This is a genomic window from Leucobacter sp. GX0328 (assembly GCF_053567315.1).
Window position 1 is genome coordinate 23,063 of sequence record NZ_JBSGPC010000003.1, and the last position, 15,268, is coordinate 38,330.

General features: G+C 66.4%; 11 protein-coding genes. 9 read left to right on the forward strand and 2 right to left on the reverse strand.

Annotation, left to right across the window (positions count from 1 at the left end):
* The first annotated feature begins 67 nt into the window (after positions 1–67).
* The 6 genes from mobF to ACUYTF_RS11280 all read left to right on the forward strand — a co-directional run bounded on the left by mobF (position 68) and on the right by ACUYTF_RS11280 (position 9,052).
* Positions 68–3,523, forward strand: a complete 3,456-nt coding sequence (gene mobF, locus ACUYTF_RS11255; RefSeq protein WP_449279861.1) for a MobF family relaxase — start codon at positions 68–70, stop codon at positions 3,521–3,523.
* A gap of 192 nt (positions 3,524–3,715) precedes the next feature.
* Positions 3,716–4,930, forward strand: a complete 1,215-nt coding sequence (gene chrA / locus ACUYTF_RS11260; RefSeq protein ID WP_449279846.1) for a chromate efflux transporter — start codon at positions 3,716–3,718, stop codon at positions 4,928–4,930.
* Positions 4,931–5,002: 72 nt separating this feature from the next.
* On the forward strand, positions 5,003–6,961 hold the full coding sequence (locus tag ACUYTF_RS11265; RefSeq protein WP_054682432.1) for a heavy metal translocating P-type ATPase: 1,959 nt from the start codon (positions 5,003–5,005) through the stop codon (positions 6,959–6,961).
* A 5-nt stretch (positions 6,962–6,966) separates the two neighbouring features.
* Positions 6,967–7,695: a VIT1/CCC1 transporter family protein gene (locus ACUYTF_RS11270; RefSeq protein ID WP_054682433.1), complete on the forward strand. Its 729-nt coding sequence runs from the start codon at positions 6,967–6,969 to the stop codon at positions 7,693–7,695.
* A gap of 602 nt (positions 7,696–8,297) precedes the next feature.
* Positions 8,298–8,642 carry a VOC family protein gene (locus tag ACUYTF_RS11275; protein ID WP_434143239.1) on the forward strand — a complete coding sequence of 115 codons (345 nt, stop codon included), beginning with the start codon at positions 8,298–8,300 and terminating at the stop codon, positions 8,640–8,642.
* Positions 8,639–9,052 (forward strand): DUF1801 domain-containing protein, encoded by a 414-nt coding sequence (locus ACUYTF_RS11280; protein WP_434143241.1) that lies wholly within the window; start codon positions 8,639–8,641, stop codon positions 9,050–9,052. Before ACUYTF_RS11275 ends, ACUYTF_RS11280 begins: the two co-directional genes overlap by 4 nt.
* 193 nt (positions 9,053–9,245) lie before the next feature.
* Here ACUYTF_RS11280 and dacB read toward each other — a convergent pair whose 3' ends face one another.
* On the reverse strand, positions 9,246–10,691 hold the full coding sequence (gene dacB, locus ACUYTF_RS11285; protein WP_434143243.1) for a D-alanyl-D-alanine carboxypeptidase/D-alanyl-D-alanine endopeptidase: 1,446 nt from the start codon (positions 10,689–10,691) through the stop codon (positions 9,246–9,248).
* Positions 10,692–11,080: 389 nt separating this feature from the next.
* Here dacB and ACUYTF_RS11290 point away from each other — a divergent pair, with 389 nt between their 5' ends.
* Together ACUYTF_RS11290 and ACUYTF_RS11295 are read left to right on the forward strand one after the other, a co-directional pair.
* A complete protein-coding gene (locus tag ACUYTF_RS11290) occupies positions 11,081–11,614 on the forward strand; it encodes a hypothetical protein (protein ID WP_434143244.1) in 534 nt (177 codons plus the stop codon).
* Between the two features lie 51 nt (positions 11,615–11,665).
* Positions 11,666–12,715 (forward strand): nitronate monooxygenase, encoded by a 1,050-nt coding sequence (locus ACUYTF_RS11295; protein WP_434143246.1) that lies wholly within the window; start codon positions 11,666–11,668, stop codon positions 12,713–12,715.
* Here ACUYTF_RS11295 and ACUYTF_RS11300 read toward each other — a convergent pair.
* Positions 12,705–13,490, reverse strand: coding sequence for an FCD domain-containing protein (locus ACUYTF_RS11300; RefSeq protein ID WP_434143248.1), 786 nt, complete (start codon positions 13,488–13,490; stop codon positions 12,705–12,707). The genes ACUYTF_RS11295 and ACUYTF_RS11300 overlap by 11 nt on opposite strands.
* Positions 13,491–13,693: 203 nt before the next feature.
* Here ACUYTF_RS11300 and ACUYTF_RS11305 point away from each other — a divergent pair, with 203 nt between their 5' ends.
* Positions 13,694–15,193 carry a CoA-acylating methylmalonate-semialdehyde dehydrogenase gene (locus ACUYTF_RS11305; RefSeq protein ID WP_434143250.1) on the forward strand — a complete coding sequence of 500 codons (1,500 nt, stop codon included), beginning with the start codon at positions 13,694–13,696 and terminating at the stop codon, positions 15,191–15,193.
* Positions 15,194–15,268: the final 75 nt, after the last annotated feature.

A 15,268-nucleotide genomic window follows, 5' to 3' on the forward strand; every position in this document is an offset into this window, starting at 1 on the left:
ACGTATCCTAAGTGCCGTAGTTGCTGATACGCTAGTTGAGCGAAGCGGCGGATTGAAGGTGGTCGAGATGCATGGCGGCGTGATCCTGTTCCGGGGCACCGGGGCCGATGCACTGCGCTATGTCGAGGCCGATCGCTCCCGCGCTGACGACTACTACCTGGGCGCGGAAGCGACCGTCGCGCAGTTCGTGGCGCTCGACGGATCGGGCGCGGTGACCGCTGAGCTTGCCCTTGACCCCGAAGCGTATGCAGGGTGGGTGGACTGGACGAACCCGCTCACGGGCGAGTCGATGGGCAAGCCACGCCGGGCGGGGTCTGATCGGCAGGGCTCGCCCCGGTTCATGGAAATGGTCATCAACACGCCCAAGTCGCTGTCGATCGCCGCTGCGCTGCACCCGGAGGTCTCTGATGCGCTCGATGCCGCCCAGCAAGATGCCCTGGCGGAGATTCGGCGGTGGCTCGCCCAGCACTCGGTGACTCGTGTGGGGTCATTGGGGGCGCAGGAGGTCGTACCTGTCGAGCAGATGCATGTCGTCGGGATCACTCACCGGACGAGTCGGGCGGGTGATCCGCACCGGCACATTCACATGCAGATCGGCTCACGCGTGTTCGCGGCAGGGAAATGGCGTGGCCTGTTCACCGCCGCACTGTTCAAGCAGCAGGGCACGATCCGCGCTCTCGGCACGGCCGTGATCGCTGCCAGCCCCGGCCTCGCGGATACGTTGGAGCGGCACGGCCTGACTCTCGACCCCGCCACCGGCGAGGTCACCGAGTTGCAGCCGTTCAACGCGCTGATGAGCAAGCGCGGCAAGCAAGTAGGCACGAACCTCGAACGCCTCGAAGCCGAATGGGATCACGCGCACCCAGGCGAGAGCATGGGGCCGGTCGTCGCCACCCGTCTCCGAGCGGAGGCGTGGGCGCATGAACGCCCCGCGAAGAAGCCCACCACCCTGACCGAGGAAACCGGATGGGTGAGGGAACTGCGCGAGGCCGGATACGACCCCGCAACGCTGCAACGGCCAGCACCGCGCGCATCGGTGCGATTGGATGACCTGAGCGTGCAGGACGTTGCATCTCGCACGCTCGACCGTTGCGCCGCATCCAGTTCCGCATGGACGGCTCACACGGTGACCGAGCACGCAACCCGAATCATGACCGAATACGGCGTCCGTGCTACCCCTACCGAGATACGCGACTTCATCACGGCCGCATCGCGGTTGGCGTTGGAGGACTGCTTCTCGATCCTCCCACCGGATGCGCCCCGGCTGGAGCATGTGGCGCATTTGACGAGCGTGCGCGTCATGCAGGCTGAAACGGAACTGCGCGACCTCCTCGCCGCCCGCATACCCAAGATCGAGCCGGCAGTGCCGGACGTGCGCCAGTTGGCGCAGGCCGCCGGCCTCGACGCCGGGCAGACCGCAGCGGCCGTAGCCCTTGCCTCGACTGATCCGCTGGTGATCGTGGAAGGGGCAGCCGGTAGCGGGAAGACGACCATGCTCGCCACCGCCATCACCGCCGCCGAGCGGGAAGGACGTTCGGTACGGGTGGTTGCGCCGACGAAGAAGGCCGCCGACGTCGCACACCAGACCCTCGGCATCCCGGCGGACTCGGTGGCCGCGCTCATCCACGCCCACGGCTACAGGTGGAACACCGACGGGGTATGGACGCGCCTCGCACCCGGCGACCTCGACCCCGAGACGGGCCGTACCTACATCGGCCCACCCGAGACGGCACGGCTCCGCGAAGGTGAGCGGATTGTGGTGGATGAGGCGGGGATGCTCGACCAGGAAAGCGCCCTGGCGTTGTTCACCGTTGCCGCCGAAGCGGGCGCGATCCTCGCGCTCGTCGGTGACCGGGCGCAGCTCCCCGCAGTCGGTCGCGGGGGCGTGCTCGATATGGCCGCGCAGATTCGGGGTCGCACCATAGACATGAACGAGGTGCATCGCTTCACCGATGCCGCCTACGCGCACCTGTCGGTGCGGTTGCGTGACCGTGACGACCCTGGCGCGATCTTCGACCAACTCAACGTGCTCGGGCTGATCCGCCTGCACGCCGACACCGAGCACTTGCACGAGTACATCGCGCAGCAGCGGAGCGACGGGGCGGCGGTCACGGTCGCCACGAACGACGAGGCTGCGCGGCTGAACGTGCGCATCCGTGACGAGCGTCTACGCGCCGGGGCCGTTGACGATCAGGCGACCGCGATCGGCAGCGATGGCCTCCCCATCGGGCGGGGCGATGTGATCCAGACACGGAAGAACGACACCGGCCTGGGGGTGGCGAACCGTCAACTGTGGGTCGTGCAGCACGTCGCCGACGACGGGGTGCTGTGGGCGATCGAGGTGGGCGGCGACCGGAAGCGCGAGCGCACCGTGCGGCTGCCCGCCGCCTACGTTGCCGAGCACGCGCACCTTGCCTATGCCTCGACCGCCTACGGGGTGCAGGGCATCACCGTGCCGAAGTCGCACACGATCCTCACCGATGCCATGAGCGGAGCTGCGGTCTATGTCGGCATGACCAGAGGCACCGGCGGAAACCAGTTGCACATCATCGCCGACAGCACGGCTGAGGCGCGGGAGCAGCTCATCGACGCTCTCGAACGCGACCGCGCAGACCGAGGACTCACCGACGCCACACAGCAAGCAGCAGAAGCCGTGCGAGGTCTCGTCGACGACGGCCCAGCGAAACTCGTCACCACTGAGATAGCGGCGCTCATCCGGCGCGCCGAGCAGGCCGAGACGCGAGCGGCACGCTGGCAGCAAGCATCCGACGCCCTGGACGACTTGTACGTGCGGCAGCGCACCGAACACGACCAGGCAGCCCAGACGAACGACGAAGCGAAGCGACACGTCGAACTCGTACGCTCTGAGGTTGCTGAACCGCTGACCGCACAAGCTGCGGAAGCGCTCACCGATTGGCAGGCCGCCGATACCGCCGAGAAGAAGGCACTCGACAAGGTGCGCGCTGCGGGGATGTTCAAGAAGCGCCGCGCGATCGCCGAACACGACACCGCTCAAGGCACAGCCCGCAGCGCGAAGCGGAAGCTCACGAAGGCTTGGGGCGAACCGCCCCGATGGAACGAGAACCAAGCTGCATGGGTCGAGCGCGTCACCCGGCCCCGGATCGAGGCCGACCCGCGCGTGATCGAAGCCGAGCAGCAGCGGGCTACGGCTGCGCACGCGTTGCATGCCGCGCTGGAGCCGAACCCCTGGCCCAGTATCGCCGTCTATGCACGCATCTTTGGGGAAGACGCGGTGAGGAAGAATCCCGGTGTCTACGTCAACGCCCGACCTGCCAGACAGGTCGAGGATGCGACCCGCACTGCACGGCACGCCTGCGCCGAGGCCGAGGTGCTGCGCGAGCTCACTCCCGCCGAGGCGGTCGAGCGGATCAAGCAGACTCGCGCATCCGAGGAAACCAAGCGTGAGACCGCCCGCATGCTTGCCGAGCGTGCACGTCAGCTCGGCGCTTCCCGTCAGAGCCGAACCAGTCCGAGCCACGACGGGCCAACTCTGGGCCGGTAAGCCGAAGGAGCCGCCACTATCGCGGGTAGCCTGCGTCCATTCAGAAGTCAGCAGAGCGATCTTAGAATCGCACTGTGCGACACGGAAGGTTCGCGTAAGTCGGTGACGGCTTCTGAGCCGCGAGTGAACACTGCGTGAATGCAGCGCGGCGAGTAGCGCCAGTCCCGGATGGTGCCCCATTCTGAGTAAGAAATGTTATCCGCAGAAAGTGGCCGTCGAACCGACTTTGGCGCGCCATTGCTGGTCCTTCTGGTGTTCTTGAGGTTAGGGTGCACGTCGTTCGGTGGCCCGGTCGCTCATCTTGGATATTTTCGAGCAGAGTTCGTCGAGCGACGCAGATGGCTGGGTGATCGCGCGTATGCGGATCTTGTCGCATTGTGCCAGTTTCTTCCCGGCCCGGCATCAAGCCAGGTCGGCATGGCGATCGGTTTGCAGAGAGCTGGAATACTCGGTCTTGTCGCGGCATGGCTCGGGTTCACACTGCCATCTGCGGTATTGCTGTTCGGGTTCGCGCTCGGCGTATCGACCCTTGGCGACGTATCGCAGGCTGGATGGGTGCTGGGCCTGAAGGCTGCGGCGGTCGCGGTCGTGGGTCATGCTGTGCTCGGGATGGCAAAGTCACTCACGCCTGATGCGCGACGAGCGACGATTGCTGTCGGGGTGCTCACTGTCGTGCTGCTCGTACCCGGCCCGCTGACGATGTTCGGCGCGATGGCCTTGGCCGGGATCGCGGGGTTCTTCGTCTGTCGATCCCCGAGCACGACCGAGAACGATGAACCGCGTTTCCGGGTGCGCCTGCGGCCCGCAGTCGGATGGTTGAGCCTGGCTGTGTTCGTCATGCTGCTCGCAGGGTTGCCGATTTTTGCTGTGTTCACCGGCAACGCCACGGTAGGCCTGATTGACACCTTCTATCGTGCGGGGTCGTTCGTGTTCGGCGGCGGGCATGTCGTGCTCCCGCTTTTGCAGGCTGAGACAGTGCAGACTGGACTGGTGGAGCCGGGTGCGTTCCTCGCGGGGTATGGTGCCGCGCAGGCGGTGCCAGGGCCGCTGTTCACCTTCGCCGCGTTTCTCCGAGCGGTCACCACGGGCGGCCCGAGTGGGCTGCTCGGCGCATCCATTGCGCTGCTCGCGATCTTTCTGCCGTCTGCGCTGCTCGTGATGGGGGTGCTGCCCTTCTGGGAGCGGTTGCGTGGTGCGCCGAGAGTGCAGCGTGTGCTGACGGGCGTGAACTCCGGAGTCGTCGGGCTGCTCGCCGCCGCGCTGTACGACCCCGTATTCACCGCGGGTGTCACGAACGCCGCATCACTCGTCGTCGCGGCACTCGCGTTTGTCGCACTCACGTCCTGGAAAACACCGGCATGGGCGGTAGTGCTCGGGGCCGCAGGAGCCGGGGCATTGCTGCTCTGAACGCGCTACGCGGATACTCAGGCGAGGCTGGCCTGCAATGCGAGAAGCGTGCCCGCCTGGGAGGATTGAAGCATGAGCCGTTTTTCATCTCTGGTCAGGGCATATCCACTCGTGATCGCAACACTGTTGGTGGCTATGATCGGGTTGGTTCTTTTAGCGACTCCGGCCATTGAGTCGGCCAGCTGGATTGTGGGTGCGTATGCGCTCGTGATTGCCGGGTGGGAGGCGGTCGGGATGATCCGGCAGCTCATCCGAGGGCACGCCGGGCTCGACATTCTTGCGGTGACGGCAATCACCGCTGCAGTGCTCGTTGGGGAGCCGTGGGCGGCGCTCGTGGTGGTGCTGATGCTCACCGGCGGGGCGGCCCTCGAAGATTACGCTGAGAACCGTTCGAAGCGGGAACTGACCGCGCTGCTGCGTAAGGCACCCCAGCAGGCCACGCGCATCCTCGCCCCAAGCGCACCCGGCGCGGACATGCACGGGCATACTGCCGAGGTCACGACCGAGGACATACCGGTCGAAGAAGTCGAGGTGGGTGATCTGTTGTTGGTGCGGCCGGGTGCACTCGTGCCTGTGGACTCGATCCTCGTCTCCGAGCACGCCGTGTTCGATGAGTCGTCATTGACCGGTGAAAGTCTGCCCGTTGAGCGTGACGCGGGAGAGAAAGTGTCGAGCGGTGCGGTGAATGGACAGGCCGCAGTCACCATGCGGGCTGCGGCTCCGGCCGCCGAGAGCGAGTATCAGCAGATTGTTCGGCTCGTCGAACAAGCCGCGGGGAGCAAAGCCAAAGTCGTGCGGCTCGCAGATCGGTACGCGGTGCCGTTCACAGTGCTCGCGCTCGTGATCGCCGGGATCGCGTGGGCGGTCAGTGGAGAGGCTGTCCGGTTTGCCGAGGTGCTGGTGGTGGCGACCCCATGCCCGCTGCTGATCGCCGCGCCGGTCGCGTTTCTCGGTGGCATGAGCCGTGCCGCGAGGTTCGGGCTGATCGTCAAGGGCGGCGGCACCCTCGAACAGCTTTCACGAGCCCGCTCGGCGGCATTCGATAAGACCGGCACCATCACTACCGGCAAGCCAGTGCTCGAACGCCTTCTGCCCGCCGACCGCGCCAGCGAAGACGAGCTGCTGCGTTTCGCAGCCTCAGCGGAGGTGTACTCCTCTCACGTGCTTGCGGACTCCGTCGTGCAGGCCGCGAAACAGCACGGCTTGTCGCTCGTCGAAGCCGAACATGCCGAGGAGATCGCGACAAACGGAGTCGCGGCTGTGTTCCGCACTCCTGACGCACCTGAGGCAGTGACGGTTCGTGTCGGCAAGCCCTCCTGGGTGCGCCACTCCGCGCCGGACCTCGTGCTGGCAGACCTTGCTCCAGGGGAACTCGCAATCTACGTCTCAGTCGATGGCCGTTTCGCCGGAGCCATCGTCATGCGCGACCAAGTGCGCGAAGAAGCAGCCCAGGCTCTCCGTCAGCTGAGCGCACTCGGTATCGAGCGTACGCTCATGGTCACCGGAGACGTTGCAGCCACCGCCGAACCCATCGCGCGGCGCCTTGGAATCAGCGAGGTGCACGCGGAGTGCCGCCCCGGCGACAAAGTTCGCATTGTCAGTAGCGTGCAGCCCCGCCCGCTCATCATGGTCGGTGACGGCCTCAACGATGCCCCGGTGCTCGCTGCTGCGGATATTGGCTTCGCAATGGGGGCGCGCGGTGCAACCGCAGCATCGGAGTCTGCGGACATCGTGAACCGCTACGACACGCTCTCGGCCCTGCCGCGCGCGGTGAGCATCGGCAAGGACACCGTGCGGATCGCACTGCAAAGCATCTGGCTCGGCATCATCATCAGCGTCGGCCTCATGCTCATCGCCGCCTTCGGGTTCCTCCCAGCACTCCTCGGCGCGTGGCTGCAAGAAGTCGTTGACCTGGTGGCCATCCTCGGCGCACTCCGTGCAGTCGGCCCACGATCTGAGCGAATCACACGATCATCACCAGTCGCATCGACGGAACAACTTCACTTCAGCACGACCCAAGACAGGAAATGAACAATATGGCATCCGACTCAAGCACCACGCCGCATCCCGGCGAAGCCCACCTGCAGAACGTGGGCCAACGTTTGAACTGGCTACGTGCAGGGGTGCTCGGCGCAAACGACGGCATCGTCTCTACCGCGGGTGTCGTCGTCGGTGTCGCTGCCGCTACACCAAACAACGTACTGGCAATCGCGACGGCCGGTATCGCCGCCGTAGTTGCCGGGGCGTTCTCAATGGCTGGCGGAGAGTATGTTTCGGTGAGCACCCAACGCGACACAGAGAAAGCGCTCATCGCAAAAGAACGGTGGGAGCTCGAAACCATGCCCGAGGAGGAGCTTGAAGAACTCACCGAGCTCTATCGACAGCGGGGCCTCTCAGATGACCTCGCACATCAGGTCGCGGTGCAGCTTACCGAGACGGACGCTCTCGCCGCTCACGCAGAGGTCGAACTCGGAATCGACCATGAAGAGTTCACAAGCCCGTGGGCAGCCGCCGTGTCATCGTTCATTGCGTTCGCCGTTGGAGCGCTGATCCCACTCATCATGATCTTGCTCCCCGTCGGCGGACACCGAGTTTGGATCGCAGCCATCGCAGTTGTGATCGGCCTCTTCCTCACCGGTTGGATCAGCGCTGCGCTCGGTGGCGCGCCGCGCGGTCGCGCAATTCTCCGGAACGTGGTCATGGGCTCAGCGACCATGATCGCCACATACGCCATTGGGGCACTCTTTGGCGTGGCCATCGGATAGGCCGCTTCTCGTGATCCGGCCCGCTTTCATGTGCTAACTCATGTGCTACCGACGCTGCTAGGTTGTGAATCGCGGTGCAGTTATCCACAGGTGGGCCTCGCAGAAACCGCGGAATCATGCGGCAGAACGCCGATTCACGATTTCGTGTGCGAGGGGGAACGGATCAGTTCAACTCCCACGCCGCTATCGAGTCTTCGCCCACACCGTGCCCCGGTGAATCCCGAACTGCTTCGCGATGGCCTTCACGCTTACGCCAAGGTCGCGCGCTGTTCGCATACCGTCCACTTCGTTGTCCGTGAGCCGTGTTCGAGGTCGTTTACTTGGTTCCACTGACGCCGCGATCCGCTCATCATCAACCTCACCCGCGTCGTCGGCATCCTCGCGAATCCCTTGATTCCACGCGGAGACGAGCTTCTGAATCCGTGGTCGCCTGTTCCCACAGCGCCCAATTGCGTCCACGTAATCAGAAATGTTCGAACCTTGCCCGCGATCCCGCGGGCAAGGTTTTTTCGTTCTGGGACCGGGATCGCTGGCGAGGATCGCCGCGGACGGCCTGCTGCGGAGCCTGTCGGTGTCGGTCCGGTGCGACTATTCTCGAAGACATGGCGAAGTTCACCACCGTAGAGTTGTATTCATCCGACGCGGCAGCCTCGGCTGCGTTCATGGCTGAGGCGTTCCAGTACGAGAACACGTGCTACGGCGACTCCTATGTGGATGTTCACGCCGGAGACGGCTTCACGGTGGCGTTCGAGACGACTTCGGGAGAAGCTGCGCCGCCGCCATTGGCGATCTTCCAGGTCGCCGACCTTGATGAGGCGCGTTCCGCCGTCATCGCCGCTGGTGGGAGCATCACCGTAGAACCCTTCGATTTTCCCGGTGGCCGACGCTTCCAGTTCCGTGAGCCGGGCGGAAACGAGCTATCGGTCTGGGTGCCGGTCGAGGCATGATCGACGGGATCGATGGCTTTCTCGCGGCTCTCGAGGAGCAGGCAGACGGGCGCTACGAGATCGTCACTCGGCTTCGTGGATTGATCACACGCGGGTTTCCCGACGCTGATGAACACTTCAAGTACGGCGGCCTGCACTACACCCTCGAATCGTCGCCCTTCGCGGGGATATACGCCTACAAGAATCATGTCTCCGTCGAGATCAACGGTGGCGCGCATATCGAAGACGTCTACGGTCATCTTGAAGGCAGGGGCGGCAGATCGGGTCGCAAGCACGTTCGTGTGAACAGCGTCGCCGAGATCGAATCTCAGCATGTCGCGGACTATCTCGCCCTCGCCCGGGAGGCGTTCTCGGCATCCCGCCAACGCGCACCCGGCCGCAGGGCTTCCAGTACCGCCACGGGCTTCTGAACCCGACGCCCCGATCGGATGCGCCTGATGCCCGCTGCATCGGTGTGCATCGGCGCGCGGCACCCTCATCATGTACTGGTACGCACACGGTCGGCAGCGCTGATCGGTATGCCCGCCGTTGCAGGGATCGATGCGCTGCTCGCGTTCATCATCGCGATCGCGGAGCCCGCGTTCCCGCTCGTGATGCCGCGGCTCAGTAGGCCTGCTGAATGGCCGCGGCGACCGCGCCGACATCGTCGTTCGCCTGCAGCACACCGTCGATATCCGCGGTGAAGCCGTTATTCAGCATGATCATGAATGCGACATCGCGCCCGGAGGCGGTGCGCATTGCACCGCCGAGCGCCTTCGTTTCGAGGCGGAACCGCCCGTTGAGCTGATCGCCGCCGACGAGGGTGCCGGTCTTGGCGTGCACGAGGCCCGCTGCCGGGCTGCCGACCTGCACCTCCGCGAGTGAGCCGTCGACCCCGAGCACGGGCAACGTGCGCATCCACGCTTCGGCGTCGGGCCGTGCGAACATGATCCGCTGCAGCTCCACGCTGTTCTCGGCAGTGACGAGGTTGCCTGCGAGGCCCGACCCGTCGATCAGCGAGATACCGGTCGTATCGAGCCCGGCGTCGGCGAGCGTGCGGCCCATCTCGGCCAGGCCGTCGGCGCAGTCGTCGGACCCCGCTTCGACGGCGAAGAGGCATACGGTGGTCTGCGCACCGCGGTTGTAGCTCACCTTCAGCACATAGGTCGCCTGCTCGGCGAGCGGCAGCGACTCGAGCGCGGCGACCGTGGGCAGGGCGGCGACCGCGTCGGGAGCGGCAAGCCCCGAGGTCGCATTGATGCGCGTCGGCGGTGCGCTCGTCGCGACTCCCGCGCGGTCGAGCGCCTCGATGAAGGCGGTGCGCGCGAAGGTCGCGGGGTCATCGAATGCGACGACCTTGAGCACGGGGACGCTGCCTGCGGCGATCGACCCGTCGATCGAGATCTCGCCGTTCGAGACGATTCGCGGGTTCGACACGCCCGAGCTCGTCTTCTCGCCCGCCGCGACCGTCTGCACCGTGCTCGTCACCTGCCAGGGCGCGACCTCGGGGCGCATCTCGACCCGTGCCGGCTCGCCCGCACCGCCGGGAGTGACGAGCACGTCGATGAGGTTCTGGTTGACGATGATGGGGGAAATCGGCTGCCCCTCGAGCTCGCCGTGGAACAGGCGGTCGTCGACCACGATGTCGCCGGTCACGCGATCGATGCCCGACGCCTTCACCTGGGCCGCGAGGTCGTTCAGCCCGGCGAGCGGATCCTCTGCAGTGAGCGTCGCACCGGGTATGGCGTTCGCGTCGTTGTGGTCGAAATTCTCGAAGTCGACGGTGCCGTCGGCCCCCGTGCGACCTCCGAGAGTGAGGTCGCCCATGCCGACGAGCACGAGATCTCCGTCGAGCACCCCGTCGATGACGTCGCCCTGCGCCTTCACCGGCGTCTCGACAACGTGGTCGGGGCCCCAGCGCAGCCAGGCGGCGCCCATCGTGTAGGTCTTCGTGAACGACGCCGGCTCGGCCATCTTCTCGCCGTCGATATCGATGAGGGTCTCGCCCGTCGACAGATCGAGCGCCGAGATCGACCATCGTGCGTGCGCATAGGCGGGCTCGTCGATCACTCTCGCGGCTTCTCCCGGCATATCGGCCAGATTTCGGATCGGCTCCACTCCACCCTCGTTCGGCGAACACGCGGCGGCGCCGCCCAGTACGAGGACGGCCGCAGCGGCGGCGGTCGTGGCGCGGTGCAACCGAGTACGAGCGACGAACGTCAGCGATATGCCCAGCGCGCGATGCCTGTTAGCGAGCATGGCGTCCTTTCCGGAACATATGCGTTCGGTGCGATGCCCCTATGTATTCGCGACAGTAGCACCGGCCGAGTTCTCCCGGAAGGGGCGAGCGCGCCAGGTCCATGGAGCGCTTCCGGAACCGGTCATCGGACCTGGCCGGGTGCACAACCGTAACGCGTCTTCAGCCTGCCGGTGCAGGCGGCGGCTAGCCTGGACGGGCTATGGAGAAGACATCGAGGAGAACGAACAGCATCATCGCCGCCCTGGCGCTCGCGGCGGTGGCTGCCACCAGCGCCTGCGGTTCAGCGGGAGAGACGGTCGAGCAGACCCCTCCCGCCGTGGAGACGCCGGCGAACGGGCAGGCGGGCGCACTGAACGAGGACGCGGCCCCCGAGAGCTCCGAGGGCGAACAGGGATCACCCGCCGCGGATCTCGTGACCGTCGCTTACGAGGACGCGATCAAATCGGTGTACCTGCTCGACCGCACGCAGGTCGAGGCCGCCGCCGGGCAGGCGCTCGACGCCGGCACCATCGAAGCGGTCGCGCAGTCGCTCGCGCGCTCGGAGCTGTGGCAGCGCGACAGCCGCACGGCCCCCTACGCGCAGCTCATCGCCGACGCCTTCGCCCGCGAGACCGGCAGCACCGAGGGCGCGCTGCAGGCGGTACTGCACGACTCCGGAGGCCGGCTGAAGATCTTCGTGCTGCACAACGGGCACCGGGAGATCGCGCACATCGAGACCGACCACGACGACTGAGGCGGCCGGCCCGGCGCCTCATGCGTCCGAAGCCCGGAGTAGGGTCGAAGCATGGGAGACCTCTTCGATACCCGCCATCCGCTCGTGGCCGCGCCCATGGCCGGCGGCCCCACCACCGTCGTCCTCGCGACCGCAGCAATCGAAGCGGGCGCCTTCGCATTCATCGCGGGCGGCAACAAGACCGTCGAGGCGCTCGCCGCAGAGATCGATCGCATGCGGGGGCTGAGTGCGCCGTTCGGCGTGAACCTCTTCGTGCCGCCGACGCGGCGGGTCGATCGGAAGTCGTTCGCCGCGTACGCGCACCGACTGCAGCCCGAGGCCGACGGCTACGGGCTCGAGCTCGACCCCGAACCGCACGGCGGCGACGACGCCTGGGCCGGCAAGATCGACCTGCTCGTACGCGAGCCGGTGCCGGTCGTCTCGTTGACCTTCGGGTTGCCGCCCCGGGCCGACGTCGAAGCGCTGCAGCGCGCGGGGTCGCGTGTGCTCGCCACCGTGACGAGCGTCCCGGAGGCGATCGCCGCCGAGCGGCTCGGAGTCGACGGGTTGACGGTGCAGGGCCCGCGAGCGGGCGGCCACAGCGCCGTGCACGACCCGGTGCGCACTCCGACGCCCCTCGAGACCGCGGAGCTGGTGCGGCTGGTCAGTGCTGCGTGCCCGCTGCCCCGCATCGCGGCCGGGGGAGTGGACGGCCCGGACGCCGTCGCCGAACTGCTCGCTGCAGGCGCCTCGGCGGTCGCGGTCGGCACGCTGCTGCTGCGCACCGACGAGGCCGGCACCTCGAGGGCGCACCGGGCAGCGCTCGATGCGGCCCGGACACGTCCCGACTCGGCGGACCACGGCACCGTGCTGACGCGCGCCTTCACCGGCCGCCCCGCGCGGGCGCTGCACTGCGGATTCATCGACCGGCACGACGCGGAGGCGCCGACCGGGTATCCGGAGGTGCATCACCTGACCCGCGAACTGCGTCAGGCCGCGGCACGCGCGGGTGATACCGAACGGGTGCACGCCTGGGCCGGTACCGGGCACCGGGCGGCCCCCGAGGGGCCGGCCGCCGCCGTCTTCGAGTGGCTCGCCGAGGGGCTCGCCGTCAGCGGATGAACCCGACGATGAGGCCGCGGGTCGCCTCGACGTGCTCGTGCATGATGGTGCGAGCGGCGGCCGGGTCGGATCGGAGAATCGCCTTGACGATCCGTTCGTGCTGCTCGTTCGAATGATCCATGGCGGGGCCGATCTCGGGCAGCACCTGCATGAGCTGTTCGTTGAGCAGCAGCTGCAGATTGTCGATCGACTCGGAGAGCGCCTTGCAGCCGCTCAGCTGACCGATGTACCCGTGCAGTTCGGCATCGGGAATGCGCGCATTCATGCCGGCGGCGGTCACTTCCTCGAGTAAACGCAGTAATTCCTGCTCCTGCTCCGCGGTCAGCTGCTGCGTTGCAGCGAGCTCGGCAGCGCCCGGCTCGAGAATCGATCGGAACGCCAGGCTGTCGAGCAGCCGGGCCTGCATCGCGGAGCTCAACCGCGCAGGCTTCTGCGCGCCCTCATCGCCCTCGCCCTGCCAGATCACCGTGCTGCCGCCGCTGCGGCCGCGCAGCGTTCTCAGGTAGCCCGATTGCTGCAGGGTGCGGATGACCGCCCGCAGGGTGACACGGCTCACCTCGAAGTAGTCGCTGAGTTCGCGTTCGGGCGGGAGGCGCGTGCCGAAGGGAAGTTCGCCCGTGTGCATCCGCGAAACGAGGTGCGCCATGACCTGTTCGAACGGGTTGGCCAGGGGAGTGCCCTGACCGAGACCGGAGATCATGTCGAAATCGAACTCGGGTCGGTGCGATCGCGGCGGCGAAGCGGTGTCGGTGGGGGTGTGCTGAAGCTCTGCCAACGGACGTCTCCTCGGAATCGATCTCTGCCGCAAGCATACGGCGAATCAGTACAGGAACGCTGCGACATCCGCAGGGGCGGGGAATCGATCGAACCCTATTTGGTAATGCCATTGATTTTCTTGCTCAAGATAAGCATGATGGTGATCGTGACCTATGCAAGGTGGCATAACGGCGCGTATTGAGCTTGAGAGGAACAAATACTATGACCATTCGTACTCTGACGCACTTCATCGGAGGAGAGCACCGGGAGGGAACATCGGGCGAGTTCGCCGATGTCTTCAACCCGAGCACCGGCGAGGTCCAGGCGAAGCTTCCGATAGCCAGCAGGGAAGAGGTTGCGGAGGCGATCCGGGTCGCCGAGGCGGCGCAGCCGGCCTGGGCGGCGACCAACCCGCAACGACGTATCCGGGTGCTGATGAAGTTCATCTCCCTGGTGCAGCAGGAGCGCGACGAGCTCGCCCGCGTGCTTTCGAGCGAGCACGGCAAGACCTTCGAAGATGCGAAGGGCGATATTCAGCGCGGGCTCGACGTCATCGAGTTCGCGCTCGGCGCACCGCATCACCTGAAGGGCGAGTACTCGACCTCGGCGGGGACGGGCATCGATGTCTTCTCGATGCGTCAGCCCCTGGGGGTCGTCGCCGGCATCACCCCGTTCAATTTCCCGGCGATGATTCCGCTGTGGAAGCTCGGCCCGGCGCTCGCGGCGGGCAACGCGGTCATCCTGAAGCCGTCTGAACGCGACCCTTCCGTACCGCTGCGCCTCGGCGAGCTGCTCATCGAGGCGGGATTGCCGGCCGGTGTGTGCAATGTCGTCAACGGCGGCAAGGTCGCCGTCGATGCCATTCTGGAGGACGATCGCATCAAGGCCGTCGGCTTCGTCGGGTCGACGCCGATCGCTCAGTACATCTACGAGGCGGCCGCCAGGCACGGCAAGCGCGCCCAGTGCTTCGGCGGTGCGAAGAACCACATGGTCGTCATGCCCGATGCCGACCTGGATCAGGTCGTGGACGCGCTCATGGGCGCGGGGTACGGTTCGGCCGGCGAGCGCTGCATGGCGATCTCCGTCGCGGTTCCCGTGGGGGAGGAGACGGCGGAGGCGCTCACCGCGAAGCTCGTGGAGCGGGTGGGGACGTTGAAGGTCGGCCCTGCACTCGACCCCGAGTCCGATTACGGCCCGCTCGTCACCGCGGAGGCCAAGGCCCGTGTCGAGAACTACATCCAGATCGGCGTCGACGAAGGGGCCACTCTGCTCGCCGACGGGCGCGGCTACACCGTGCCGGGTCATGAGCAGGGCTTCTACCTCGGCCCGACGCTCTTCGATCATGTGACGACGGATATGGCGATCTACCGCGAAGAGATCTTCGGTCCGGTGCTGTCGATCACCCGTGCCGATACGTACGAAGAAGCCCTCGCGCTCGTCACCGATCATATGTACGGAAACGGTGTCGCGATCTTCACGCGAGACGGAGATACGGCCCGCGACTTCAGCGCCCGCGCCGACGTCGGCATGATCGGCGTGAACGTGCCGATTCCCGTGCCGATCGCGTACCACACCTTCGGGGGATGGAAGAAGTCGGGCTTCGGCGACCTCAACCAGCATGGTCCCGATGCGTTCCGCTTCTACACGAAGACCAAGACGGTGACGAGCCGCTGGCCCTCGGGCATCAAGGAGGGCGCGAGCTTCGTCATGCCCACTATGTGATCCGTCCGGGGCCGTGCGGAGGCGCGGCCCGCGCTTCGAGCCGTGTCTCCCAGCGCTCCATCACGGAGCCCGGGG